The 24,745-nt window shown below is 44.1% G+C and carries 25 protein-coding genes and 1 pseudogene; 6 read left to right on the forward strand and 20 right to left on the reverse strand.

Annotated features, from left to right (window positions below):
• Positions 1-31: 31 nt before the first annotated feature.
• The 6 genes and pseudogenes from QUF73_13090 to QUF73_13115 form a co-directional block, all read right to left on the reverse strand.
• Positions 32-730 carry an ABC transporter ATP-binding protein gene (locus QUF73_13090; protein MDM5227142.1) on the reverse strand — a complete coding sequence of 233 codons (699 nt, stop codon included), beginning with the start codon at positions 728-730 and terminating at the stop codon, positions 32-34.
• Positions 731-839: 109 nt separating this feature from the next.
• Positions 840-995 (reverse strand): annotated as a pseudogene (locus QUF73_13095) (ABC transporter permease).
• Between the two features lies 1 nt (position 996).
• Entirely contained in the window at positions 997-1,911 is a 915-nt protein-coding gene (locus tag QUF73_13100; protein MDM5227143.1) for a peptidylprolyl isomerase, read from the reverse strand.
• Positions 1,912-1,925: 14 nt separating this feature from the next.
• Positions 1,926-3,125 carry a trypsin-like peptidase domain-containing protein gene (locus QUF73_13105; protein MDM5227144.1) on the reverse strand — a complete coding sequence of 400 codons (1,200 nt, stop codon included), beginning with the start codon at positions 3,123-3,125 and terminating at the stop codon, positions 1,926-1,928.
• 288 nt (positions 3,126-3,413) lie between these two features.
• Positions 3,414-4,967, reverse strand: a complete 1,554-nt coding sequence (locus tag QUF73_13110; protein MDM5227145.1) for a vanadium-dependent haloperoxidase — start codon at positions 4,965-4,967, stop codon at positions 3,414-3,416.
• A gap of 453 nt (positions 4,968-5,420) precedes the next feature.
• A complete protein-coding gene (locus QUF73_13115; protein MDM5227146.1) occupies positions 5,421-5,819 on the reverse strand; it encodes an MmcQ/YjbR family DNA-binding protein in 399 nt (132 codons plus the stop codon).
• A 186-nt stretch (positions 5,820-6,005) separates the two neighbouring features.
• Here QUF73_13115 and QUF73_13120 point away from each other — a divergent pair, with 186 nt between their 5' ends.
• Together QUF73_13120 and QUF73_13125 are read left to right on the forward strand one after the other, a co-directional pair.
• The gene (locus QUF73_13120) at positions 6,006-7,379 is read left to right on the forward strand and encodes a PepSY domain-containing protein (GenBank protein MDM5227147.1); all 1,374 of its coding nucleotides are present in this window, start codon (positions 6,006-6,008) and stop codon (positions 7,377-7,379) included.
• The gene (locus tag QUF73_13125) at positions 7,372-7,866 is read left to right on the forward strand and encodes a FixH family protein (protein MDM5227148.1); all 495 of its coding nucleotides are present in this window, start codon (positions 7,372-7,374) and stop codon (positions 7,864-7,866) included. The genes QUF73_13120 and QUF73_13125 overlap by 8 nt, the downstream gene beginning before the upstream one ends.
• 44 nt (positions 7,867-7,910) lie before the next feature.
• Here QUF73_13125 and QUF73_13130 read toward each other — a convergent pair whose 3' ends face one another.
• From QUF73_13130 to QUF73_13140, 3 genes are all read right to left on the reverse strand, one after another.
• Positions 7,911-8,141 (reverse strand): DUF3951 domain-containing protein, encoded by a 231-nt coding sequence (locus QUF73_13130; protein MDM5227149.1) that lies wholly within the window; start codon positions 8,139-8,141, stop codon positions 7,911-7,913.
• A 244-nt stretch (positions 8,142-8,385) separates the two neighbouring features.
• Entirely contained in the window at positions 8,386-9,507 is a 1,122-nt protein-coding gene (locus QUF73_13135; protein ID MDM5227150.1) for an NADH-dependent flavin oxidoreductase, read from the reverse strand.
• Between the two features lie 189 nt (positions 9,508-9,696).
• Complete coding sequence (locus QUF73_13140; protein MDM5227151.1) at positions 9,697-10,146, reverse strand: GreA/GreB family elongation factor; 450 nt, start codon at positions 10,144-10,146, stop codon at positions 9,697-9,699.
• A 334-nt stretch (positions 10,147-10,480) separates the two neighbouring features.
• Here QUF73_13140 and QUF73_13145 point away from each other — a divergent pair, with 334 nt between their 5' ends.
• The gene (locus QUF73_13145; GenBank protein ID MDM5227152.1) at positions 10,481-10,630 is read left to right on the forward strand and encodes a hypothetical protein; all 150 of its coding nucleotides are present in this window, start codon (positions 10,481-10,483) and stop codon (positions 10,628-10,630) included.
• Between the two features lie 101 nt (positions 10,631-10,731).
• On the opposite strand, the gene QUF73_13150 is transcribed toward QUF73_13145, so the two are convergent.
• The gene (locus tag QUF73_13150; protein MDM5227153.1) at positions 10,732-11,175 is read right to left on the reverse strand and encodes an SRPBCC family protein; all 444 of its coding nucleotides are present in this window, start codon (positions 11,173-11,175) and stop codon (positions 10,732-10,734) included.
• An 88-nt stretch (positions 11,176-11,263) separates the two neighbouring features.
• Positions 11,264-12,451 (reverse strand): multidrug efflux MFS transporter NorA, encoded by a 1,188-nt coding sequence (gene norA / locus QUF73_13155; protein ID MDM5227154.1) that lies wholly within the window; start codon positions 12,449-12,451, stop codon positions 11,264-11,266.
• Between the two features lie 99 nt (positions 12,452-12,550).
• Here norA and QUF73_13160 point away from each other — a divergent pair, with 99 nt between their 5' ends.
• On the forward strand, positions 12,551-13,393 hold the full coding sequence (locus QUF73_13160; GenBank protein ID MDM5227155.1) for a MerR family transcriptional regulator: 843 nt from the start codon (positions 12,551-12,553) through the stop codon (positions 13,391-13,393).
• A 213-nt stretch (positions 13,394-13,606) separates the two neighbouring features.
• Here the strand turns inward: QUF73_13160 and QUF73_13165 are convergent, their stop codons facing one another.
• Positions 13,607-13,807 (reverse strand): cold-shock protein, encoded by a 201-nt coding sequence (locus QUF73_13165; protein MDM5227156.1) that lies wholly within the window; start codon positions 13,805-13,807, stop codon positions 13,607-13,609.
• Positions 13,808-14,374: 567 nt separating this feature from the next.
• On the opposite strand from QUF73_13165, the gene QUF73_13170 reads away from it, so the two are divergent.
• Positions 14,375-14,902 (forward strand): MEDS domain-containing protein, encoded by a 528-nt coding sequence (locus QUF73_13170; GenBank protein MDM5227157.1) that lies wholly within the window; start codon positions 14,375-14,377, stop codon positions 14,900-14,902.
• A gap of 124 nt (positions 14,903-15,026) precedes the next feature.
• Here QUF73_13170 and QUF73_13175 read toward each other — a convergent pair whose 3' ends face one another.
• From QUF73_13175 to QUF73_13185, 3 genes are read right to left on the reverse strand one after another with little or no spacing between them, the layout of a single operon-like run.
• The gene (locus QUF73_13175) at positions 15,027-15,464 is read right to left on the reverse strand and encodes a GtrA family protein (protein ID MDM5227158.1); all 438 of its coding nucleotides are present in this window, start codon (positions 15,462-15,464) and stop codon (positions 15,027-15,029) included.
• Positions 15,418-16,452 (reverse strand): glycosyltransferase family 2 protein, encoded by a 1,035-nt coding sequence (locus QUF73_13180; protein ID MDM5227159.1) that lies wholly within the window; start codon positions 16,450-16,452, stop codon positions 15,418-15,420. The genes QUF73_13175 and QUF73_13180 overlap by 47 nt, the downstream gene beginning before the upstream one ends.
• A gap of 16 nt (positions 16,453-16,468) precedes the next feature.
• Positions 16,469-18,148, reverse strand: a complete 1,680-nt coding sequence (locus QUF73_13185) for a DUF6044 family protein (protein ID MDM5227160.1) — start codon at positions 18,146-18,148, stop codon at positions 16,469-16,471.
• A gap of 124 nt (positions 18,149-18,272) precedes the next feature.
• On the opposite strand from QUF73_13185, the gene galU reads away from it, so the two are divergent.
• The gene (gene galU / locus QUF73_13190) at positions 18,273-19,133 is read left to right on the forward strand and encodes a UTP--glucose-1-phosphate uridylyltransferase GalU (GenBank protein ID MDM5227161.1); all 861 of its coding nucleotides are present in this window, start codon (positions 18,273-18,275) and stop codon (positions 19,131-19,133) included.
• Here galU and galE read toward each other — a convergent pair.
• From galE to QUF73_13215, 5 genes are all read right to left on the reverse strand, one after another.
• On the reverse strand, positions 19,128-20,120 hold the full coding sequence (galE, locus tag QUF73_13195) for a UDP-glucose 4-epimerase GalE (GenBank protein ID MDM5227162.1): 993 nt from the start codon (positions 20,118-20,120) through the stop codon (positions 19,128-19,130). The genes galU and galE overlap by 6 nt on opposite strands.
• Positions 20,121-20,516: 396 nt before the next feature.
• The gene (locus tag QUF73_13200; protein MDM5227163.1) at positions 20,517-20,975 is read right to left on the reverse strand and encodes a hypothetical protein; all 459 of its coding nucleotides are present in this window, start codon (positions 20,973-20,975) and stop codon (positions 20,517-20,519) included.
• Between the two features lie 76 nt (positions 20,976-21,051).
• Entirely contained in the window at positions 21,052-22,914 is a 1,863-nt protein-coding gene (locus tag QUF73_13205; GenBank protein ID MDM5227164.1) for an ABC transporter permease, read from the reverse strand.
• Positions 22,889-23,653 (reverse strand): ABC transporter ATP-binding protein, encoded by a 765-nt coding sequence (locus QUF73_13210; protein MDM5227165.1) that lies wholly within the window; start codon positions 23,651-23,653, stop codon positions 22,889-22,891. Before QUF73_13210 ends, QUF73_13205 begins: the two co-directional genes overlap by 26 nt.
• 87 nt (positions 23,654-23,740) lie before the next feature.
• Positions 23,741-24,742: a sensor histidine kinase gene (locus QUF73_13215; protein MDM5227166.1), complete on the reverse strand. Its 1,002-nt coding sequence runs from the start codon at positions 24,740-24,742 to the stop codon at positions 23,741-23,743.
• Positions 24,743-24,745: the final 3 nt, after the last annotated feature.

The raw sequence follows: 24,745 nt of genomic DNA on the forward strand, positions 1-24,745 counted from the left end.
TGCCTTCTCCCTCAGGAAAAGGCACCTTTTTTCAATTCGAAACATGCTCAGGTTCATTCGATGTAACCGTAATACTCCCTTTCGAAAGCTTCACAACCACATCCGAATCTCTCGCAATAGTCGGGGCATGCGTAACGACGATGACGCATTTCCCTTCTTCATGGGCCAGCGCCCGCGAAAGTCCAACGATTTCCTTAGCTGTATCTTCGTCCAGGTTCCCGGTCGGCTCGTCCGCCACAATCAGCTCGGCGTCACAGCATAATGCCCGGGCAATGGAAACACGCTGCTGCTGGCCTCCGCTTAAAGTGAGGACTTTTTGCCGGGCCTGGATTTCGGAAATTCCGACCCGCTGCAGCATCTCCAAAGCAATCGCCTTTTTGTTTTTCGCAGAAGAACCCGTTATCTTCATCGCTGTCAATACATTCTGCAGGGCCGTCATATAAGGAAGCAGATTATAAGATTGAAAGACAATTGAAACATATTTGTTCCGAAATCGTGTCAATCCAATTTTCCGGACGTCTTTCCCTTCGTACAGCACTTTTCCTTCTTTCGGGACATCGAGGGCACTCGCCAGCGCCAGGAAGGTGGTTTTCCCGGAGCCAGACGGCCCAATGATGCTGTAAAAATTCCCCTTCTCAAAACTCACATTAATATTTTTCAAGATATCGTGTCTTTTGTTTTCGTGTTTGTACCAGTAGCTGATATTTTTAAACTCCAGCAATGAACTCATTTTTCCATCTCCTTTTAGTCCTGCTTGCTTAGAATAGCTTTTGGCTGAAGGCGCAATACGGATAGGGAAGGCAATAATGCCGACAATGCTGCAATAACAAGACCACTTGCTTCTGGCGGGCCAGATCATCCGACTTTTCGGCAGCTGTCTGGATTGACAGTCCTGCCAGTACTAATACACAAATCACGGTAAACACGAAGATCTGCGGAATGCTCTTCACTTTTCGCGCCTTCACACTTAAAAAAACTCGTTTTAAAAAATTTATCTCAAGATTCCTCTGAGTCCTCTGAGTCCTCTGAGACCTCTGAGTCCTCTAAATAGTTCTTAATCTCATACTCTTCAAACTTTTCTTCCAGCCATGCAGTGTATTCGGTCTGCATCTCTGTTTCGAATAATGTATTTTTAATATCTTCCTTCACATCCTTATAGACCGCTTCTTTGGCTTCCTTCTTTTCTGCTACCTTAATGACATGATAGCCATATTCCGTTTTAACGGGCTCGCTGATTTTACCTGGCTCGAGGGCGAAGGCGACCTCTTCAAATTCCTCGACCATGTCTCCTTTTCCAAAAAAGCCGAGGTCTCCGCCAGAATCTTTGTTGCTCTCATCTGTCGAGTATTCAGCCGCCAGCTCCGCGAAGTCCCCACCATCATTCAGCTTTTCTATGACTTCTTTTGCAGCCTTCTCATCTTCTACTAAAATATGACTCGCAGACACCTGTTCCTCCTGGGCAAAGCTGTCTTTGTTTTCATCAAAATAGGCTTTCATATCTTCTTCCGAAATCTTTATCCTTGGTTCAAGCAGCTTCTTCGTTGCCAGGAAGGATTCGACATCTTCCTCAAAATCAGCCATCGTCAGGCCGCTTGATTCGATCGTCTGCTTTAGAGCATCCTCACCGCCGTATGACTCCGCATAAACAGCCTTTTCTTCATCAATTTCTTTTTGTGTCACTTTCACATTTTCATTCTTCGCTTCCTGATCAATGACTTTCTCGGTAATCATCGAATCCAGAAGCTCCTGCCCGTACTGGTCGACAAGACGCTCATGCAGCTCATCCTTACTGATTTTTTCCCCGTTTACGGTCGCTGCTACATCATCCTGTATGGTGAAAAAGATAGCTGCGGCTGCTCCAATTGTAATAACACTGCCTAAAATCCAATATAAACCTTTTCTATTCTTCATCCTGTTCCCCTTTCCTAATTCGCTTTCTGATTGCTTGTTAGCGTTACTTCAGCTGTCTTTAATTCGCTTCCGCGGTAATATTCAATTTTGACCTTATCGCCGATCGAAAAATCGCTGTATAAATGCTTACGCAAATCACCGGAATTTGTTATTTCCTTGCCTCCAATGCTGACGAGAATATCCTCCACCTGAAGTCCTGCTTTAGCAGCAGCCGAGTCCGGATCAATGTTGGCCACAATCGCTCCGCTTGTTACCCCCTCTGGCAGATTGCGCAAATATTGCGGAGGCACCTCTTCAAAGCTGGCCAGTCCAACTCCTAGATATGGGCGGATCACTTGTCCCTTTTCAATCAGCTGATCAATCAGTGTTTTGACTTCATTGCTTGGGATCGCGAAACCAAGGCCTTCCACTCCGCTATCCGCGATTTTCAAACTGTTGATTCCAACCAGCTGGCCAGCTGTGTTCATCAAAGCTCCACCGCTGTTGCCAGGGTTGATCGCTGCATCCGTTTGAATGACATTTAAGTTCCATTCCCCTGCAGATGTGCTGACTTCAATTGAGCGGTCGACCGCACTCACGATTCCCTGTGTAACTGTTCTCGATAAATCAAGCCCAAGCGGATTGCCGATCGCCAGCACCTGATCGCCAGCTCTTAGCTTGGAAGAATCGCCAAACGGCATGGCTGCAGCGTCTACATCTCCTTTAATTTTCAGCACGGCAATATCTGTCAGCGCATCCGTTCCGACCAATTCTGCCGTCACCTTCTCGCCATCATGCAGTGTCACCTGAATTTCTTTCGCATTTTCAATCACGTGGTTGTTGGTCACAATATAGGCCGCATCGTCTGTCTTTTTAAAAATAACACCCGACCCCGTACCGCTTTCGGCAGCCTCGCTCGATTGGCTGAACGGATTATTGTTTTGCTGCTGCATATTCACAATGCCGACAATGGCCTTGGAAGCCTGCTCAATCGTGTCCGCCAGGGAATTGGATGCAGCCGATACTGGCGTCACATCCAGATTGGATGAGCTTTCAGCTTGTACATTTTCTTCCGGAACCGTCGCTTGTGGCGTGTCTTCCTGGAAAAACGGAACGGCTGCCAGCGTGAGCGCCGAACCCAGCACCCCTGCCGCAACGGTTGAGAGAAATCCTTTCCAGACTGGCTTTTTCGCCTCCCGATCTTCGGTTCTGCTTTCTTCGTTAAAATCAGTCATGATTAATACACTTCCTTTTTATCTATTTGAATATGAGTTAGTTATTGTCCTTACAAGTCATACTTTAAAGGCCCAATGTGTCAGGAAAATGTCAAAGGGGTGTTTTTTGAGAAAAAATTTGTCCCCTGACTGCATAGGCTATTCGAACAGGAGTAGATGAACTCCGGGAGAATCATCAAATAATTGAAGCGCCGCAAAGACAGACACTGAACAGGACTATTATCGAGAGCCAATTTTTATCCTCAAAAAAACACATGGCGCTGAAGTTCGCACATGTGTCGCTAAAACTTATTTAATCGTTACTTTTTTTCCATCAAATTTGGTTAACGTAAAACCGCTAAAATTTTCATTAAATGTTGAGCTGTAATCCCGCAGAAGGCCAATGGCCACTGCCTCACCAAGCTTCATGCCTTCAATGCCATCAGTACGCCAATGAACACCAGCTGTGTCTCTGCCAATTGAAATATTCACACCAAGCTTATTAAGCTCCCCCCCTGCTGTCAGAGGTGTGCCCGTATAAGAAAGCAGCGAGAGTCCATCAGTACTGGCTTCCACCGGATCCGGAATCACAAACGATTCTTTAAAAAATGCTTTAAGGATTGTCACCCCTGCACCAGCTATGCACGCATGGCCGGCTGGATACGCTGGATGGGTCGGGCATCCTTCCGGATAAGCCATGGGCAGAAGATAAGAGCCATATTTACTGTAAATTTGAGAAAGAGCATTGGATTCAAGGAGTTCAGAGTGGATAGGGTACTTTGCCAATCCATTCATATGGTTATGAACACGCCCGCCAAATTCTTCAGGACGGAGCCTTCGGTGGACGAGGAATTTTTGAAACCAGGCAGCTTCGAGTGCCATCCTTGCTGCTTTTGTGACCATGTCCAATATATGAGCAGCCCCGAAGGTAATGAATCCTCCCTGGGTAGCCGACTTAAGATAGGGGTTGTACGAGTCGAGAGCATTGGGCCCATAACTAAGCAAAATTAAACAGGCCGAGAGCGGACATTGAAATGAAAAATCATAATGTACATACTCACCTAAGTCACGCCCGTTGCGGATATAGCGGGGTACCGGATCTTTTATCGGATCTCGGGGCGATAAGCCATTTTGTATGTCCAGCCATTCTTCATAAGAAGTCATATGATCATACCCAGCCAAAGTGGTGAGGTATTTCTGGGGAATGATTGCAGAACCAAATGGAATGTCCTTCCACAGGAACTGTGAAATATAGGGACCTGTAAGATTACCCGGAAACTCACTGCGGAACAATGTTTCAGGAGTGACCTTTCCGTTAACTTTCAGTCCGCGAAAATCAGAAAATCCTGATAGGTCACCAGCAGCCTCGGCAATCAGGGGGTCATTTTCATAAGCTCGGAAAGGAATATCCCTGGTAAGTGCCTGCCAGTATAACTCTGCCATTTCTCCCGCCTCCCAGGCGCTGCTGAAAGCTGGAGGCTTGGACAGATTCAATTGATGGCTATCCGGTCCAATTAAATCATACACATAGGAAGCCTGTGGATTTGCCAACTTCAACTTCCCTCCCATTGGAATTGATTCAAAATCTTCTGGATTTCCGGACTTTAAAGCTTCCATATACTGTTCATACGCCTCGGATACAACTTCACCAAGAGAATTATGGGGAAGTCCCTTGGAGTAGCTGCCTATTTTCCCGGGGAGCTGTTCATCTCCATTGCATGGATGTTCTTTTGGCGGCACGAGCAGGTGAGAAGCAGCAGACATAAGACGGATGCAAAAGGCTGCCTTCATTCGCTTCCACCCAGTTTTAGGTGCTATTAGGCAGCCTTTTTCCTTATCAAAGTAAATTTTCTTTTCTTCCATTTTATCTCCCCTGTATCTTTTATTTGGTTTCTTCATGATGATCATTTCATTATATTCACAGGGCAGCTGCAAGCTTGGGTATCAAACTAATAGCTCCTAACCATTTTTATTCTGACTCCTCCTAACTGCTTAACGGGAAAATGAGATAGACGGGCAAAAAAGAGTATGGGCAACTAGCAATGCCGGATGAAAGAGAGAATGGGAATCTGATTCCACAAAAAAATGCCCAGAGAAACTTTCTCTGCGCATGTCATGAATCCTTTTCAATCCATAATCGTACTATAATATAACTAACTAATAGTGAGGTGTGGAGAATGTTTGTCAGACTTTTTCATAAATCAAACCGCTTCGGGAAAATCGCCATCCTCTCAAGTTCCATCCTGTTGTTAATAGGCGGATTGACTGCACTTTTCCTTTAGCTGAACCCGGACGATTTGTCTTGGTCTCCTGCTGCTAGGATGGACTTTTCTCCATTTTCAAGCTTTTCAGGATGGATTTTGGCGCAGTCCGCAAATAAGCTTCTTTTATCAAACCTTCTATCTCATTCCACTCTAGTTCATGATCACCTAGAATGGAGGTCCAGCCATGCTGCCCGATATAGGGGGTCTTGAAAAAACGGCTGCCTCCCTGCAATAAAAACTCCTGCGTTTCTTTTGATGTTTTCATGGCAATGGACGGAATGCCCTCTTCGTTTTCTCCCAAAATAATAAAAGGTTTATCTTTCACCCGAAATGAAGTATGTCCAAATTTATCAACCTGTTCGGCGGTTTCAGGAAAACCAATGGCAATCTCCTTTACCTTTGCCAGAGTCTCTATGCTATTTTGTGATTTTAATTGTTTATGGATCATCATTAAACTCCCTAGTCTGTTCTTTTATGACAATATTCAACACTTTTTTTAGAAATCCTTGTATAAAAAAGAAAGTTTCTGGCTGTTATGATAGCTTTTTGCCAAAATTTTTTTTCTAAACTTCATTCGTTTCTCACATTCCCCTTTTAAGATATGAAAAGAAGATGGACGAAGAGGAGCTTTGATGACATGGAAATGGTTAAAAAAACGACTGATATACAGAAACAGCCGCAGACTAACACATCTCTGTACAGAACGGTTTGGAGATGGCATTTTTATGCGGGCATTATTTTTGCGCCATTTCTTTTTATTCTGGCGGTAACAGGAGCAATTTACTTATTTAAACCGCAAATCGAGGGTGTCCTTTATCAGGACTACTATGAGGTAAGCCCTCAAGGTGAAAAGCTTCCGGCTTCCCAGCAGATTGAAGAAGTAAAAAAACTTTATCCCGACGCAGCAGTGACTGCTTACAGTCCTGGGGAAAGCGCTGATCGTTCCAGTGAAGTCGGCATTGTGAATAACGATGAATCGCTTACTGTTTTTATCAATCCTTATACAGGTGAGTCCCTAGGGGAATTAAACAGCGAAGACCGGATTATGGATAAAATTGAAGAGTTTCATGGGGAACTGATGGCCGGCACTCTGGGAGACCGGATCGTGGAGCTTGCGGCCTGCTGGGCAGTCGTGCTCATTGTAACGGGGCTCTATTTATGGTTTCCGAAGAAAAAGCCTGGCATGGGCGGCGTCCTTTTTCCGCGTCTGAATAGAGGAAAAAAAACATTCAGAAGAGATATGCATGCGGTACCTGCCTTTTGGGTCACAGCAGGGATGCTCTTTTTAATCATGACAGGACTGCCGTGGTCCGGATTCTGGGGCACGAACTTTCAGTCGATGGCAACCAATACCGGGCAAGGTTATCCTCCTTCTGTCTGGGTTGGAAGCGGACCCCAATCAACCATCCAAACGAAAGACATTGCTGATGTTCCATGGGCTGCCGAAAATCTGGACGTGCCTGTGTCAGATATTCAGGGATTTATTCCGCTTTCGATTGATGGTGTGGTTTCTTCTGCTGAACGGGAAGGCGTTCATCCAAGCTATTCAATCTATATTCCGCAGGATAAATCGGGTGTGTATACAATTTCGGCCTTCCCGCCAAAAGCGCAGGATGAGATTACGATGCATATCGATCAGTATACAGGTGCGGTTTTGACGGATTACCGCTATGACCATTACGGCTGGATCGGGAAAATGGTGGCGTGGGGAATTACGCTTCATAAGGGAACACAATTTGGTCTGATTAACCAATTAATCAGTTTTTTCATTTGCCTTGGCATCATTCTTGTGGCGGTAAGCGGCTATTATCTGTGGCTCAAGCGCAGGCCGAAAAAAGACATCGGCGCACCAAAAACAGCTGGGTTTAAAAACACAAAGGGATTCTTCCTTCTGTTAATTGCCATGGGAATCCTCTTCCCATTAGTCGGCTTATCGATCATCGCTGTTTTCATGATTGACTTAATCTTGATCCGGAGAATACCTGCGTTAAAGAGGTTTCTAAATGCGTAAGTTTAGGATAGGGGAGTCTAATGCCGTGACAAAATATATCTTTATGATCCTGCTGCTGTCATTGCTGAGTGCATGCTCACTGAATAAGAACGCAGCAGAGCTTTACAAACAGGAAACTCCGCTGAAACTGGAAATACAAACACCGGACACTTTTACAGCTGGAGAACAGGAAACAATTAAAGCCACTCTCACACAGGACGGCAAACCGGCTGATCATGCCGATTTTGTTCATTTCGAAATTAGGAAGCAGGACGGCACTGTCCAATATGGGATGGAAGAAGCAGTCAATGAGGACGGGGGCGTCTACAGCATCAGCAAGGATTTTGACAAGGATGGCCTTTACTTTGTAAAAGTGCACGCCCAGCAAGGCGATAGCCTGATCATGCCGCAAAAGCAGTTTATTGTGGGGGAGCTGTCGAAAAGTGACATGGAATTCCTGCAAAAAGGAACAGGCAAGCAGGAAGCCGGGCAGGGGCATCATCATTAATTTAGAACAAATAGGATAGATTTTGCCAGGAGAGGTTACCTGCATTATCTATCCTTTTTCTTCTCCTGCTTCTTTATACTTCCTTGATCTTCATCTTCAGCCAGGATTTCTTGTTCTTCATGAAACTCCACTTCAGATTGACCTGTAATTTCATCAAATGGGGTATAGAAAGGCTGAACACTTTTCTTTTTTACAAACACTTTATAAAATCCTATAAGCACTAATATAACAATGGCTGCTGGAAAACCGGCTGCCATTAAATCAATCAGGTTCATCTGCTCTCCCCTTTTTATATGGCAATCTGGTATATGTATATAGGTTTCGTTTTCAGCTAACCTGCCCTGTTAACTTCTGCAAAGAAGGCGTTTATCCCTGCTTGAGCCCGAAGCACTAATGACTTCCCAAGATTGGGCTTTCCAACAATTAAGGCCAGCATTGACATATAAAGAAAAGGGACTTCAGCAGTCCCCTTCCAAATTTTTGCTTATTATAACCGATCAATGCTGAAGACAAAACCACTCAATCTACAACTGGAAACCACCCCGGAGTGTTCACGATTGCCTGCCAGAGCGGATCCGGGATAACCAGTTTCTCCTGATCCTTCTTGGATAAAGTGGTGGCAATTTCAGATTCTTTTCCTTCCTGCACCTTTTGCACCCAATCCGGCTCCATAATCAGTTCCCGGCCTAGAGCAACCATGGCCACTCCCGTTTCCAGTGCTTTTACGGCTTCATCAGGGGTATGGATCGACCCTACTCCTATAAGCGGCAGGCGGTTATTCATTTTTTCTAAAAGATGCTGAATTCTCGGCTTAGCTTCATCAGCCCCACGTCTTGGCTTGGACCAGAACTCCATAAGGGAGACATGAAGATAGTCAAGCCCTTTATCTGATAGGACATCCACAAGCTGAAGCGTATCTTCCATTGTAATCCCTGGATCAGTCGGCTCTTCAGGCGAAAAACGGTAACCGACAATGAATGGCTCTTTCGCATGTTCTTTTACAGCTTTTTGCACTGCGTCTACCACAGCTAGCGGGAACGTCATGCGCTTTTCAAGGCTGCCTCCAAATCGGTCCTCACGGCGATTTGAATGCGGAGAAAAGAACTGCTGAATTAAATAGCCATTTGCTCCATGAATTTCGACGCCATCATAGCCTGCCTGGATTGCCCGGCGGGTGGTCTCGCCGAAAGCGGTAATGATGTCCTCCACTTCCTTTTCCGTCAATGCTCTTGGAGTAATGTCGCTGCCTTCAGATGCAACCGCACTGGCACTGACTGTTTCTCCATTTGGAACAAGCTCTGGAGGGCATTCCCTCCCGCCATGAAAAATCTGGAGGATTGCTTTGGCGCCCTGCTCTTTAATGCTGGCTGCCAGCCTCGAAAGACTTGGAATCATCCCATCGTGATCGCCGCCGAATTCACCATGGAATCCCTTTCCGTTGGCTGTCACATTTGTACAAGCCGTAATCACCATTCCGGCCCCTTTAGAGCGGCGTACGTAATAATCGATCTCGTCATCTGACACCGTTCCATCCGGATGGGAAGAGAAATTGGTCATCGGAGCCAGGACTACCCTGTTTTTTAACTCTGTATTATTTTTTAACTGAAGAGATTCAAATAGCGGTTTATAGCTTGGATTCATGTAAATCACTCCTTTTTTCGTTCAAACCTAGTTTGTGTTTAATGTTTACGCAAAATAAACTGACAGCGAAACGATACTGTAATACTATAAGTTACAGTTTAGGAAGTCAATTATTTGAACCTCAAGCTTTTTCCGCCTGGCGGGACAGGGGGACAGGTTCTCTGTCCCTCTGCTCCAAGTAAAAATATGTTAACCTGTCTCCTGATCCCAATACGAAATATTTTCGATTACCACATCCAGCTGACCGCTTGGGATAATCAGTGAGGTTTGCTCACCCAGATTTTTTAACAGAAGCTGCCTGCCAACCGGAGACAAGAATGAAATGCACCCATTATCAGGATCAGACTGATCGGGCAGGCAGATATGATAATCCTCCCGGTCATCCTCTCCGTCGAATAACACGGTTACCTTTGTTCCAATCAACACTTTTCGCAGAGGCGGTTCTGCAGGAACCTGATCACAAAGTGCAATGTATTGCTCCACTTCACTTACATAGATACTAAGGAAGTCTTTTTTCCGCTCCTTTAACGGAGTGGAAGATACATAAAGGCTATTCAAATCCTGATAGTTTTCATCAATAAACGTCAGCTGCCTAATAAAGTACTCTTTTTCAGTAAGAGCGGGAAGACTATGGTTCATAGTAGATAGCCCCCCTGCTGGGATCAAACACCTTGCAAAACTTCAATTCTACTGTCATTTCCATGCACCATCCTTCTTTTGAATATATAAAAAGCAGACCTTTCCCGTTTACGAAGAAAGGTCTACTATATATTAACAACATAGCATATATGTACCTGAAAAGCCAGCTAACTTATGGGCTCACTGGCAGGCTCCCGGAGGATTATCATCTGAATCAAAGAGGGTAACAATTCTTGGACGCCCCGTATCATTTCTGGGCCATTGAACCTGTGTCCCCACTTGAATAGTTTCACAATTATTAAGCAATCTAAAGTGTGTATGGGAGGTGAAGATATTGTCACGTCAGAACGGCAAGTCAGAGAAGCAAACAGCGAAATCCTCAGTTGATAATCGTCAAGGTTCAGGTTCAGAATATGAAAAAGAACGTGCTGGAAAGGTGGAAGGATACGGTCAGCCATACCCGGATAATGGAGCAAAAAATTAATGATGGCTAAGAGTGAATTAGACGTTAATTCACTCTTTTTTGCTTTATGCACGCAAACCTTTCAATCATTACGCCTGGTCGGTACCAGAGTTAAAATCATATTAATGGATTAATGACGCTCTCAAATCACGAATGCCATGTTCCAAATAGCCCTTGAGGCAACTTAGCATATAGATCCAGCCTTCTTTTTGTCCCAGCATTTTGCTTACGATTTCAGGGTCATTTTCGTCAAGACCGGATTCATTCACCTCAATGATTGTACTTAAATGATCCGGCTCATTCAGTGTAATGGCAACAACTGTTTCTTCATTCGTTTCTCCACCCCATGAAAAAACGATTTTCTTATTTTCCACCATTTCTAAAACATTTAAAATGCCTTCTGCGTTATATTCATCATATTTCACCGTAATGGACTTGCCTTGCTCCCATCTTTCGGAACTCGATGAGAACCAGAAATGACCGATTTTGACAGGGTCTACTATGGCTTCATACACCTCACTGGCCGGCTTATTTATTTTAAATTTCGCAGTTATTTGAGTATCCACAATAAATCAACTCTCTTTCAGGTAATTAATACTTCTTTTATTATATCCTGCACTCTATTTTTTTGTGGAAGTGTATTTTAATTAGCTTCTATACTGCCTTTACAACTTTGGATGCCTTCTCAGCAGGCTTTTTCCATACCAGCGTTAAACCAATCCCCAATGCCAGGATGACCGTCGCAAAATAATAAGGATAGTTAATATCGATATCAAACAGCATCCCTCCTATAATAGGTCCGCTGATATTCGCCAGACTTGTAAACATCGAGTTCATGCCGCCCACGAAGCCTTGTTCATTGCCTGCGATATTGGAAAGATAGGAAGTGACAGCCGGACGGAATAAGTCGAATCCTACAAACACAATGAATGTTACAAGTAAAATTGCGAAGTAGGAATGAACAACAGTCATTAAAAACACAAGCAGGCCGGATAGTATTAAGCTATAGCGGATCAATTTGATTTCACCCCAAATGCGGGTCAGCCGGTCAAACAGGAGGATTTGCGATACTGCTCCAAAAATGGCTCCGCCTGTTATCACAATGGCGATATCAGATGGTTTAAAAGCAAACTTGTGATCCACAAATAAGCTAAAGAATGATTCAAAAGCGGCAAGCCCAAATGACGCAATAAAGATCAGAATAAAGGCCAGAAGATATTTTGGCTCCGTTATGCGTCTGAAGCCGCTCTTGCCCTCTGCAGCCCCTTCTTGATTTTCTTCTTCACTGCGTTCAGGCTCAGATAATAAAATCATCGAAAGCACAGCTGCAAGAGCACCCATTGCTCCTGCAAAGAAGAATGGGACACGTGTTCCAAATTCCGCTAAAAATCCGCCGATGCCAGGGCCGATAATAAATCCCGTACTAATGGCAGCTGACATATACCCGAGTGCCTTTGGACGGGTATCCGTCGTTGTAATATCTGCGATAAAGGCTGTTACGGCCGGCATAATAAAGGCCGCACTAATTCCGCCTAAGATCCGGGAAACGAATAGCAGCTCGATCTCTTTGCCGATCCCGAATAAAAATTCTGATAAGCCGAAAATAAATAGGCCGGTAACAATCATGATTTTCCTGCCCCATTTATCGGCTGCTCTCCCTGCAAACGGGGAAACAATCAGCTGGGCCAATGCAAATGCGGCAGTTAAATACCCGATCGTTGTGCCCGTTATGCCCAATTCATTCATCAGTGTAGGCAGAACAGGAATGACAAGTCCAATTCCCAAAAAGGCTATGAATAAATTCGTTAATAATAATCCCAATGTGATTTTTTGTGTTTTCATCTATATCATGCTCCTTACAAAACAGTCAAACTTGATTTATTTATACGTTTTATCCTAGTGTATATAGTAACTATATAGTCAAGGGCAGTGATGTAAAAAATGAGTAAAAAAGATAGCAAATATTTAACGACTGGTGAATTCGCAAAGCTATGCAAGGTTAACAAGCAGACAATCTTTTATTACGATCAAATCGGGATTTTGTCCCCGGTAGAGAAAAACGAAAAAGGATACCGCTATTATTCCATTCACCAATTAGAGTTATTTTTTGTGATTGATTTATTAAAGGATCTTGGCATGTCGCTTAACGATATTCAGCAGTATATGCAAAATAAATCGCCCGAAAGCTTTTTATCCATCATGTACCGGAAAAAAGAAGAGATTATAAAAAAACGGCAGGAGATCGAAATGAAGGAGAAAATGATCGAGGCCAAAATCGGATTAATGGAAGAAGCTTCTCAGCTTGATTTTAATCGAATTACGCTTCAGCCATTGCCGGAAGCAACCCTCTATCTAAGCAGGAACATCCAAAATATATCAGATGAAGAATTTGTGGAGGTTATCTCGGATTTTATTAATGAATTGCAGATCTCACAGCTTGATTCAGGGTATCCGATTGGGTCTATAACGAAGCGGGAGCAGGTGCTGAAAGGGGAGTTCTCCAATTACAGCTATTTGTATATCGAGCAGCCCAATCCAAAGGAAGGACATCCGTATTTTCGGGCCGTAAAAGGGGATTTCCTCATCGGCTATCATGTTGGGAGCGAAAATACAATCAGCGATACATATAAGCGTCTTTTCTCAGAGATGGAAAGGCTGCATTTAACCTTAGGGGAGCATGTTTTTGAAGAGTACATTTATGATACCGTTGTACAGAATGATAAGGAGCATTTTGTCACTAAAATTATGATGCAGGTTCACCGGGGAGAGGATTTCCGCGGTTAGGAAAATTCACAATAATATGATACACTTTGTTTACCATTTGATTTACTGTGTACATGTGCCCTGCTCATTCGTGAGCGGGGTTCCTTATTTTCAAGAACCAAGGGCTATGTGCTAGGTGCAGAAAATTTCCCTAAATGTTTTTCACATCGTTATATTTTTCCTAAACATAAAAAACAGGCCCATTAAGAGCCTGCCCTGAGTTAGGTTTTAATATTAAGCTTTGCGCACGTTAGCTGCTTGAGCTCCACGCTGACCTTGCTCAACATCGAAAGTCACTTCTTGACCTTCTTCTAAAGTTTTATAGCCTTCGCCTTGGATAGCTGAGAAATGAACGAATACGTCTTCTCCACCTTCGCGTTCGATGAATCCGAAGCCTTTTTCACTGTTAAACCATTTTACTTTACCATTTTCCATTTTTGTTGCCTCCTTGTGCGTATCAACACACATTGTGTTACTATCCTTGCTCTCAGTGATCATCAAGACGTAAAGTTTTTACTCAAACTATCCTTTACACCGAACAAAAATAATTCTTATTTAGATTAACACTTTTCAGAATTATATGCAAGAAAACACATATTGGAAATCGTTTCTCCATTCGAGCATGCACAAACTTCAATATTAAACATAAAAAAACTGCTATTTCATAGCAGTCATGGATAGTGCCTTAAGAAGTAATTGAATATCCTGATGAATGCTGTTGCGTACTTGATCATCGCTACAGTTCTCAAAATCAGCCTGTAAACGTCCAAGTTCTCTAATGAATAGTAAGTTTTCTTCCTTACTAAGCATAGTGTACTCGCTCCTTTTTACATAGGGAAGGACACTATGTCGTTTCAGGTTAACACTATTGCATTTTACAATCAATCAACAAGGCTTAAGAATAAAAGGATGTCCCCTTTCGCTGGTGAACCCTTTTCAAGATCAAAGTATGATAAACTGATCTAGCAGGCATAAAATGACAAAATTCAATGGGGTGCAAATTTGGAAAGTCTACAAGAAGTCCATGAAATTCAAGACCTTACAAAGGGACATGTATTATATTTTTTCAAGAATCAGGACCAATATATTTCAAATGTCATTGAATTTGTTCTTTCAGGCTTAGAACGAAATGAATACTCCATCATTATAGAAAATGACCGAATGACTCCATTGATTAAAAAAAGTTTTTCAGAGAAGCTGAATACTAACTGCCTGGAAAAAGTAATGTTCGTCAATAATTATGACTTCTATTATGCCAAGGGGGACTTTAGAGTTAATTCTATTTTCGATTATCTTCCGAACTTAATTGAAGGTTATTCAGAACACAATTTAGCTGTCCGGAGCTGGGCACATGTAGAATGGCGTGACGAACCGGAAGTCAGCAAAAAATTATCGGCATCTGAAAAAGAAGCTGATCTAATCGTTGCCAAAACAAAACTTCTATCTGTTTGCGCCTACGATTCAGACAGGGTTAGTAATGAATTAAAAGAAAGTCTTCTATTTTGCCATAACTTTCTTGTAAATGAATGAGTGAAGAAACAGGAAAAAGCAGACAGGATTTACTGTAAAACAAAATTAGTCTCACCTTTAATAAGTGAGACTAATTAGCTCCTCCCCCAAAAACCTGCTCTATTGGCGATTCATGTTAGTTTCACTATTTAGTAAAAACGAGGTATTTTTGCCCGATATAGTTAGTGGATGTGTAAATTCCCGCTCCCAAAAGAACCGCAAGCTCTTCAGGCGAAACATCATGTCCGAGCAAGGTAAAAGTCTGGATAAACTCTGCAGCCATGCCGCTTATGAAGTAAGAAAGAATATAGCATAAAAACAGAATGAAAATGAAGCGCACCCCACTGCTTTGAATGCGGGCCCTGCTCCTGAAGGTGAACGATCTGTTCAGAAAATAGCTGACCGTTGCCCCCATACTGTTTCCCAAAAATGTAGCAGACCAATACGATAGCCCCGCCAAATCCAGCAGCACAAATATCATAGATAGCCCCACAACTGTATTCACTGTTCCCACAAGCAAAAATCGAATAAAGGTATTAGTTCGTTTCAGATAATGTTCCAAAATGAATGTCCGCGTGCTCATCATGGTCTCCGTCCGTAATTAAATGGCGGGAAATCGGCAGATTAAACGCATCTACTTCAATCGAAAATTTAGGTCTGCGTTTCGTTTCTTTATAGATCTTCCCTATATATTCCCCCACCAGGCCAATGGCTGTCAGCTGAAGCCCCCCCAGCATCCAGATCGAGGCGATTAACGAGGTCCAGCCGGTTTCCGTTTCGCCAAAATAGCGCAATCCTAGAAAGTAGAGGCCAAATAGAAAGCTGATAAAAAAAGATCCGATCCCCAATGCCAATACCATCCGGATTGGCGTCACGGAAAAAGAAGTAATGCCCTCAAAGGAAAAGGCCAGCATTTTTTTCAGCGGATACTTCGTTTCTCCGGCAAGCCGCTCTTTGCGGTCATAGTAAACATTGGCCGTTTTATAGCCCAGCAAGGGCACAATTCCGCGTAAAAACAGATTGGTTTCCTCATAGCGCTGCAGCTCTTCCACAGCACGCTTGCTCATCAGGCGGAAATCAGCATGATTATAGATAAGATCGACACCCATTTTCTTCATCAGTTTATAAAATCCCTGTGCCGTGTTTCTTTTGAAAAACGTATCACGGTCCCTCTTTTTTCTTACTCCATAGACAATGTCATATCCTTCGCGGAATTTCAGGATAAACTCCCGGATTACGGTAATATCATCCTGAAGATCGGCATCGATGGACACCGTACAATCCGAAACCTTTCCTGCAGCTGTTAAGCCCGCAAGCAGAGCATTCTGATGTCCTGCATTTTTGGCAAGCTTCAGCCCACGCACTTTGGGGTTATTCAGACTCTGCTTATAAATGATCTGCCAGGTCCGGTCCCTGCTTCCATCATCGACAAACAGAATTTTGCTTTTATCAGAAACAAGATCATCACCCAACAATTCTTCAAGCAGCCCATCCAGCTGATGAATTGTATCCGGCAGTACCTCCTCTTCGTTATAGCAAGGAACTACGATGGTGAGTACTGGGTTGGTCATTCTTAATTCCTCCTGCTTATATGGCTTTATAAAGGTAGATTTTCCACACAGAGCTTTTTGATTCAAAAACCTGCTCAAGCCGAAGCAGATTATCTTCCGCATTGTCGATCGGGACGGATGAAAAAAGATAGGATCCGCCCATGGCCTTAAAGGCTTCTGTATTTAACTCAAGATTCTTCAGCCTTTTTTTCGTCCGCTTTTTGAACATATAATGCTTGCCAAGCTCGTCCGTAAAGAGATAGCATCTTCCGCCCCATTCATCAAAATAAATGCGGAGTGTTTTATTTTTTTCCAGCTCTTTCTCAATGATTTTCCGAAACTGATATTTGTATGTTAAGGGATAGAAATTATTATATGAATCCAGCGTGTAGAAGCCATTATACTGGGCAATGGCCGGATGAAGCCCAATGCTTGCCACCCGGTAATCCTCCTGCGGAAGTCCAATGTATTCTTTAATTGCCGAGAACTGCTCTTCTGCGTAAAATTGCTTGACCGTTGGCTTATCCTGAAAAAGAATTTCCTCGTTAAAAAAAGAAACGGTCATGACCTGTGCCAGCACAAAAATCGGAACCAGCCGCCTCCAGAACGGTCCATGAGACCATATGATTTTCAGGGTTAGCGCGAAAAGCACATAGATAACCAGCGGCCTTAAAAAGTGATACCTGGCAAAGTTGAAAGTATCAAGAACATGAAAACGCTCTGTCAGCGGAAGCCAGCCTTTATAAAACCAGAAGGCATACCACGCTGATAGGGCAAAGTTAAGAAAGAACAGGAACAAAAACACCTTGTCTTTCTTCCCATTTTTCTGCCTTAGCGTCATAAAAAGGGCTGCAAACATCAGCGGAAGAATGACCAGAGTATGCATCGAGGCAGCATGGTGGTGCCCCAGAGCAAAGTTCTTGAATGTCAGCCTGACGCAATGCCAGAAAGTGAGCCTCGCATGGAAGTACTCATCCCGGCTGTTTGGCTCATCGTCAAAAAGAAAGGAATAAATCAGCCTGTATTCCACGATGAAAAAAATTCCGGTCATATAAAAAATCGATAAAAGAAATGCCCAATTCCATGTTTTTTTCCTGATGACGTCCGTCAGCCAGAAGATCCCCATCGCGCTCAAAAAAAAGAAAAATCCAAGAACGATGCTCGCATATAAAGGCAACAGGGTTAACACAAGGACATTTTTCCAAGACCTTTCCCCCTGCCTGATATTTAAGAAAGCCCACAGTGCAAGCGGCATCCCAAGCGTGCTCAGCATGCCGGAGGGCCAGAATGGCGTGAAGGCAAAAGCCAGGGCTGTCCCAATTGTAATGGGCGCCCACTTCTCTTCTTTAAGGAAGTGCTTTTTCAAAAGCAAATACATGCCGATAAAGGCAAATACCCTTGTAATCGTCTGGCTGAGTGCATAGGCAATCATCGTCGGGAAAAGGGCATACAGCCACACAATTAAAGTAAATTCAGAGCCAAATGCATTTCGGGACAGATATCCGTTTATAATCTGCGGAATAACAGCATCTATCGGTCCTGTCAGCTGTCCGCTTTCAGCAAGGACTTTATACCAGGCCAGATTGCTGTCAAGATTATCATGAACGCGGATATGCGCATCTTCACCTAATATGTACAGAGGGGATACAAACAGGACCAGGGCAACAATGGCCAGAATAAGGAGATTTTTCTCGGCTGTATTTTTTTTCAAAAGCAATCTCTACACCTCTGGGTTCAAGATTATTTACAATTTTAGGGTTCACGTACAGGAGCAAAATATTCAGGAAGGGATAATACAACCTTCCGCCTACATAAAAATAGAGTGGAAAGGGGGAATTTTTATGATTAAAAAAGCGGTCATACCCGCTGCAGGCCTCGGAACCCGCTTTCTGCCGGCCACAAAGGCACAGCCAAAGGAAATGCTTCCCATTGTCGACAAGCCCGCCATTCAATACATTGTGGAGGAAGCCATCGCTTCTGGGATTGAAGATATCATCATCATAACCGGGAGAAACAAACGGGCGATTGAAGATCATTTTGATAAGTCGGTTGAAATGGAACTGCTGCTGCAGAAAAGCGGTAAGCTTGAAATGCTTGAGGAAGTGCGTGAAATAACCAATCTGGCTGATATCCATTATGTCAGGCAAAAGGAGCCGCTCGGATTGGGGCACGCCATTTTATGCGCGAGAAAGTTCATTGGCAGGGAGCCGTTTGCCGTCCTCCTTGGCGATGATATTATTGACGGGGAACCTCCTGCCATGCTGCAAATGATTGAGCAGTATAACCAAACGGGGGCAAGTATCCTCGGATGCAGTGAGGTTCCTCTGTCTGAAGTCAATAAATATGGAATTGTCGGCTATTCAGAACAGAGGGGCCCATTATATATAGTGGATAGCCTCGTTGAGAAACCTCCTGCTGAAAAAGCGCCTTCTGCCCATGCGATTATTGGCCGCTATATTTTAACACCTGCGATCTTTGACATGCTTGAGAACGGAAGCCCGGACAGCAAAGGCGAGCTGCAGCTGACAGATGCCCTTCATGCTTTGCTTCACCGGGAAAAAATTTATTCGTATCTGATCCAGGGAAGCCGTTATGATATTGGAGATAAATTCGGCTTTCTTAAAGCCTCGATTGATTATGCCCTGCAAAGACCTGAGCTGAGGGAAAAGCTTTTACTATACTTAAGGCAAGCTCGCTTATGATTTGTGATATCCGTCAGGATGGGACCTGTGCCAGCTCCAGGCATCTTCGATGATCTGGCGGATACTTGTTTTTTGCGGCTTCCAGTTCAGCAGTGACCTTGCTTTTTCAGATGAAGCAACCAGTTCTGCCGGGTCTCCAGACCGGCGCGGAGCAATCGTTACTTTAAAATATCTGTTTGTTACCTCTGCAGCGGTTTCAATCACTTCTTTTACAGAGATCCCTTTGCTGCCTCCCAGATTAAAGACATTGCTTTCCCCTCCATCTTCCAGGTAGCGGAGTGCCAGCAGATGGGCGTCAGCCAAATCCTCTACATGAATATAGTCCCTTATGCAGGTACCATCCTTTGTTGGATAGTCATCACCAAAAATCGAGACAGATTCTCTTTTTCCAAGTGCCGCCTGCAGGATAATCGGGATCAGGTGCGTCTCATTCTGATGGTCTTCGCCAATTTCCCCTGAAGCCTTTGCCCCTGCAGCATTAAAATACCGGAGCGACACAAACCTTGCTCCTGATGCCTGCGCCCACCAATGGAGCATCCGTTCAATGGCAAGCTTCGTCTCGCCATACGGGCTTGCAGGCTTGAGCGGCGCGTCTTCCCGTATAGGCTGGTTTTTCGCCTCACCATATACAGCGGCAGTGGACGAAAACACGAGCCGTTTAACATTATAAGTTTCCAGAGCTTTTAGCAGGCTAAGAGAGCCAAGTACATTATTATCATAATAACTTAGCGGATCTTTCATCGATTCCCCTACCAGGGATGATGCTGCAAAATGGAAGACTGCATCGATCCGCTCACTGGAAAGGACACTATTCAGAAAATCCTGCGATCTTATATCCCCCTCATAGAAAATAGCCTTCGGATGGACCGCTTGCCTGTGGCCCGCAGCCAAATGATCAACTGCCACTGTTTCATACCCTTTTCGAATAAGAAGGTCTACGATATGTGAACCAATATAACCTGCTCCTCCTGTAACCAAGATTGCCATTCCATCACTCCTGCATAGGTTTACTTTCTCTTTTCTATATGCAGGTGTGAAGTTGAGTATGATAAAACTGCGGAGTTCGGACTGCTCTGCCCGGATTTCCATTCCTCCTGTCCGAAGTTGCTCCAGGTTCGGACAACACCGCGCGGATTTCTCCTCCTCCTGTCGGAAGTTGCTCCAAGTTCGGACAACACCGCGCGGATTTCTCCACCTTCTGTCCGAAGTTGCTCCAAGTTCGGACAACACCGCGCGGATTTCCACTCCTCCTGTCCGAAGTTGCATCAGGTTCGGACTCCACCATGCGGATTTCTCCTCCTTCTGTCCGAAGTTGCTCCAAGTTCGGACAACACCACGCGGATTTCCACTCCTCCTGTCCGAAGCAGCCCCAGGTTCGGACAATTACCGCGCAAATTTCTCCTTCTCCTGTCCGAACCAGCCCCAGGTTCGGACAACTCCGCGCGGATTTCTCCACTTCCTGTCCGAAGTGGCTCCAAGTTCGGACAACACCGCGCAAATTTCTCCTCCTCCTGTCCGAAGTTGCTCCAAGTTCGGACTCCACCACGCGGATTTCTCCTCCTTCTGTCCGAAGTTGCTCCAAGTTCGGACAACACCACGCGGATTTCCACTCCTCCTGTCCGAAGTTGCTCCAAGTTCGGACAACACCACGCGGATTTCCATTCCTCCTGTCCGAACTTGCATCAGGTTCGGACAACACCACGCGGATTTCTCCTCCTCCTGTCCGAAGTAGCTCCAAGTTCGGACAACACCACGCGGATTTCCACTCCTCCTGTCCGAAGTTGCATCAGGTTCGGACAACACAGCCCGGTTTTCCTCTTTTCCTGTCCGAATCAGCACCATGTTTACTCAATTCCCCTCTCCCTGTCATTTAAAAAAGGGCCAGATTGAATCTGGCCCACCACAATTCTTATTAAATTTATATCGACGCCTTTATCTGCTTCGTATAGAAAAAGCGCACAATAAAGAAGTAAACAACCTGGATGGCAAGGAAAACACTTAGAACAGCGACTGATTCTTTAAACAGGTTAAAGTAGAACAGGTTCGATAACGCTGTCAGGGCGACAGCACCATGGATAAGAGCGACGAGGATCGGCGCGAAAAACAGAATCATAGTTTGTCTGTTTAAGACTTTTTTCAGCTCTTTCTCAGTTAACCCCATCTTGGAAATCGATCTGAATTTTTGTTTATCTTCATCCAGGTCCATGTAGAGCCTGAAGTACAGGAAGCTTCCGGCTGATACGAAAAAGACAATCCCGATAAACAGGCCGACAAATAAAATGGGCCCGTAGCCTTTCATAATCTCATATATTTCGTAGTCTACTGCTGTAATTTCATATCTTGGCAGTTCCTTGTAAAGCTTTTCAGAGGCAGCCATTACCCTTTCTTCTCCATCTGTTGCCTGCCAGGCATAGTAGCTTTCCTGATACTCTGGTTCAGGAAGCTTTTGATAGTCATCATCTGATACAACAAAATACGAATCGGTCGCCGGCAGTGCTTTCGAATGAATGACTTCTTTTGGTTTCAAAATTGTTCCGGACGTCAGTGTAATGGTTTCATTCAGGAGTTCCTTCGTTTGCCCGAAGTTGGTCCCTTCAAACTCCACTGTCATTAATTGTCCGTCTTTTAAGTCAATCGGATCTTCGTCAATGAGCGCGGCAAAGCGGTTAAAATCGGATTGACTCGCAATTAGAATGGTATCCCCGCCAATTTCAAAGTAGCGTAAAATAGTAAGCTCCGATTCTGATTTAATCTTTTCTTCCTTTAACGTTTGATTGATAAACTCCACATTCTTCTCTTCATTTTCTTCAGATGTTTTATAGGAAAACGTAGTGGCATTGACATTTTTTATGTTTGAAGTCAGCACGGTTTGAAATCCGAATAAAGTGCCAATCGCACTGAAGGCAACCGTTGAAACCATGGCCACCATGAAGAATGTCCGCGCATTATCCTTCATGCGAAAGGCTAAGTCGGAAAACAGCAGCATATTGGTCTTAAACCAGAAAACTCGCTCATTCTTCTTTAATCTTCTAATGATAAACACGCTTAATTGTGTAAATAACAAATAAGTGCCTATACAAACAACAATAATGACTGGCACCATTGCAGCTACTACCATCACTCCTTTTGCAAGTAAGGCGACTGCATACCCTGCCCCTAATAAAAGGACAGCCAGCACCGTTAAGAGAAGATTCGCTTTTGGCTCACCCTTTGACATTTTATTCGCCTTAATTAATTCAATCAGCTTTTTGCTGCGCAGAACATATGTCACAAATAAGGAAATGAAGAAAAATAAAATAATAAAGGAGATAAAAGTGATCAGGATGGCTTTAGCCGGAAAATAAAAAGAAAGCGAACGTTCAATAATCAGCACATTTTCAGCCAGCAGCAAAATTGCCTTTGCAAACACAAGGCCAAGGACAATTCCGCCGAAGGTTGCCAATAAGCCAATCAGCATATTCTCCAAGAAGACCATTAGACGGATCTGCTTCATGGACATGCCCTGAATCATTAATAACCCAAACTCTTTCTTCCTGGATTGCAGAAATGAGCTCATCGAATATAAAACAAAAAAGAACGAAAACACATAGATAATTCCTGCAGCTGCATTCATTCCCTTCGTAACGGTTGAGTTCATCTGATCCCCGCTTAATGCAGGATGATTCGCAAAAATCGAGAAGGTAAAGAAGACCATGACCGTAAATAAACTGCTGAGGAAGTAGGCTGCATACAGCCGTTTGTTGCGTATGACGTTATTAGACGCGAACTGACGAAAGGTCATGTGCATCCCCTCCCAGCAGCGAAAGTGTATCGATGATCTTTTGGAAAAAAGCCTGGCGGTTGTCACCGCGGTGAATTTCCGAGTAGAACTTCCCGTCCCGGATGAAGATAACCCGGTTGCAATAGCTGGCTGCCTGCGCATCATGTGTGACGAGCATCATGGTTGTCTTCTCCGTTTTATTAATCGATTCAAGCATCTCCATAACATCCTTGGAAGACTTGGAATCGAGATTTCCTGTTGGTTCATCTGCCAAAAGCAGCTTCGGTGTATGAATCATCGCTCTTGCCACAGCGGCTCTTTGCGCCTGCCCGCCTGATATTTCATACGTACGTTTTTTCATAATTCCTGTAATCCCCAGTTTTTCAGCGATTTCGTATGCCTTGTCTTTCATTTCCTTCACTTTTTTCCCGTCTAATGTTAGCGGCAGGACTATATTTTCTTCAACCGTCAAGGTATGAAGCAGATTAAAGTCCTGGAAGACAAATCCCAATTCGCGGCGGCGGAATTGAGCCAGCTCCTCTTTTTTTAAGACATGGGGATTTCTTTCATTGATCAGGATTTCCCCTGTGGTCGGTTCATCAATGGTGGCAATCATGTTCAGCAGCGTCGTTTTTCCGCTTCCTGATGGACCCATGATTCCAACAAACTCACCTTCATCAATGGTTAAATTAATATCCGTTAACGCACGATAGGCGATCTTTCCTTCATAGATCTTGCTTACTTGCTTCACTTTTAGCATCACAAGCTCTCCTTTCACATTCAGTTGACTTGTGATCAGTATATCTTCTATACTCATTTCAAAAAATCGATTTTTCTTTCACTTACCTTACAAGGCTGTAAGGTTCTGTGTTTTTCCAAAAACCAGCCGGAAAAGAGACCCTTCCCCCATCTTGGATTCCAGTTCAATGCGATGGCCAAGATGATCGGCTGCCTCCTTCGTCAAGTATAGCCCCATACCTGTGGATTCTCTGAATTTCCGTCCATTTTCACCCGTATAAAAAGGTTCAAACACACGGCGCTTGTCCGCCTCTGGAATCCCGGCGCCAAAGTCCTTCACTTCTAAGACAGCTTCTCCGTTTTTTTCAAAGATGGCAATATCAATTCGATTGCTCTTCCCTCTGGAATACTTGACCGCATTATTGATCAGCTGAGAAAGCATAAAGAACAGCCATTTCTCATCTGTCTCCACGATCATGTCCTTCTTCTCCTGCAGGAGATTCGGATACACCCCGTTCCGGATATAAAACCGTTTGTTTTCGCCATTTACTTCATGAATGATTTTGGACAAGTGTACAGGCTTGATATGAAAATCCTGTTCGATCGTCCGAAGTCTCGCCATATAGAGGATGGTGTTCAAGCCCGTTTTCATCCGGTCCGTCTCTTCCCGAATACTGGAGGAGTCAGGTTCATCCAAGTTTTGCGCAATCAGTTCAATGACAGAAAGCGGGGTTTTCATCTGATGGACCCATTGGTCCATAAACTTCAGATGCTCCTCCTGCCTGGATTCCAGCTCTTTGATTCTCGTCTGATAATGCCTGTATTGATCCTTCAGCAGATGATCAAGCGCCTGTGAAATCGGTGAGTTTTCTGTTGTTTGAAAGGAATCGTCAAGGGAAGCAAGTTCCTCCGTCAGCCTCTTATAAAACTTGCGGCGGCTTAAATAGTGGTATGCCAGGTAGGCCGTGAGAAAGAATAGGCCGAGAAAGATGCCATAGAGGGCCGGCAAAAGATGACGATAGCCATCCAGCCAATAGATGGCTAGAATCATAAAAAATTGAACGATCTGTACAATGATCAGTAACGCATGCTCTTTAAGGAATAATTTCATGTT

Origin of the sequence: Cytobacillus sp. NJ13, assembly GCA_030348385.1 — a bacterium.
GTDB lineage: Bacteria > Bacillota > Bacilli > Bacillales > Cytobacillaceae > Cytobacillus.

Coding starts and splice junctions, on each gene's coding strand:
- QUF73_13100 (MDM5227143.1), bottom strand. CDS start 1,911: ATGAAGAATAGAAAAGGTTTATATTGGATTTTAGGCAGTGTTATTACA.
- galE (MDM5227162.1), bottom strand. CDS start 20,120: ATGGCAATCTTGGTTACAGGAGGAGCAGGTTATATTGGTTCACATATC.
- norA (MDM5227154.1), bottom strand. CDS start 12,451: ATGAAAACACAAAAAATCACATTGGGATTATTATTAACGAATTTATTC.
- QUF73_13120 (MDM5227147.1), top strand. CDS start 6,006: ATGGAAATGGTTAAAAAAACGACTGATATACAGAAACAGCCGCAGACT.
- galU (MDM5227161.1), top strand. CDS start 18,273: ATGATTAAAAAAGCGGTCATACCCGCTGCAGGCCTCGGAACCCGCTTT.
- QUF73_13175 (MDM5227158.1), bottom strand. CDS start 15,464: ATGAGCACGCGGACATTCATTTTGGAACATTATCTGAAACGAACTAAT.
- QUF73_13215 (MDM5227166.1), bottom strand. CDS start 24,742: ATGAAATTATTCCTTAAAGAGCATGCGTTACTGATCATTGTACAGATC.
- QUF73_13135 (MDM5227150.1), bottom strand. CDS start 9,507: ATGAATCCAAGCTATAAACCGCTATTTGAATCTCTTCAGTTAAAAAAT.
- QUF73_13110 (MDM5227145.1), bottom strand. CDS start 4,967: ATGGAAGAAAAGAAAATTTACTTTGATAAGGAAAAAGGCTGCCTAATA.
- QUF73_13140 (MDM5227151.1), bottom strand. CDS start 10,146: ATGAACCATAGTCTTCCCGCTCTTACTGAAAAAGAGTACTTTATTAGG.
- QUF73_13165 (MDM5227156.1), bottom strand. CDS start 13,807: ATGGAAAATGGTAAAGTAAAATGGTTTAACAGTGAAAAAGGCTTCGGA.
- QUF73_13130 (MDM5227149.1), bottom strand. CDS start 8,141: ATGAACCTGATTGATTTAATGGCAGCCGGTTTTCCAGCAGCCATTGTT.
- QUF73_13090 (MDM5227142.1), bottom strand. CDS start 730: ATGAGTTCATTGCTGGAGTTTAAAAATATCAGCTACTGGTACAAACAC.
- QUF73_13160 (MDM5227155.1), top strand. CDS start 12,551: ATGAGTAAAAAAGATAGCAAATATTTAACGACTGGTGAATTCGCAAAG.
- QUF73_13115 (MDM5227146.1), bottom strand. CDS start 5,819: ATGATGATCCATAAACAATTAAAATCACAAAATAGCATAGAGACTCTG.
- QUF73_13210 (MDM5227165.1), bottom strand. CDS start 23,653: ATGCTAAAAGTGAAGCAAGTAAGCAAGATCTATGAAGGAAAGATCGCC.
- QUF73_13105 (MDM5227144.1), bottom strand. CDS start 3,125: ATGACTGATTTTAACGAAGAAAGCAGAACCGAAGATCGGGAGGCGAAA.
- QUF73_13180 (MDM5227159.1), bottom strand. CDS start 16,452: ATGACCAACCCAGTACTCACCATCGTAGTTCCTTGCTATAACGAAGAG.
- QUF73_13125 (MDM5227148.1), top strand. CDS start 7,372: ATGCGTAAGTTTAGGATAGGGGAGTCTAATGCCGTGACAAAATATATC.
- QUF73_13200 (MDM5227163.1), bottom strand. CDS start 20,975: ATGGTGCTGATTCGGACAGGAAAAGAGGAAAACCGGGCTGTGTTGTCC.
- QUF73_13205 (MDM5227164.1), bottom strand. CDS start 22,914: ATGACCTTTCGTCAGTTCGCGTCTAATAACGTCATACGCAACAAACGG.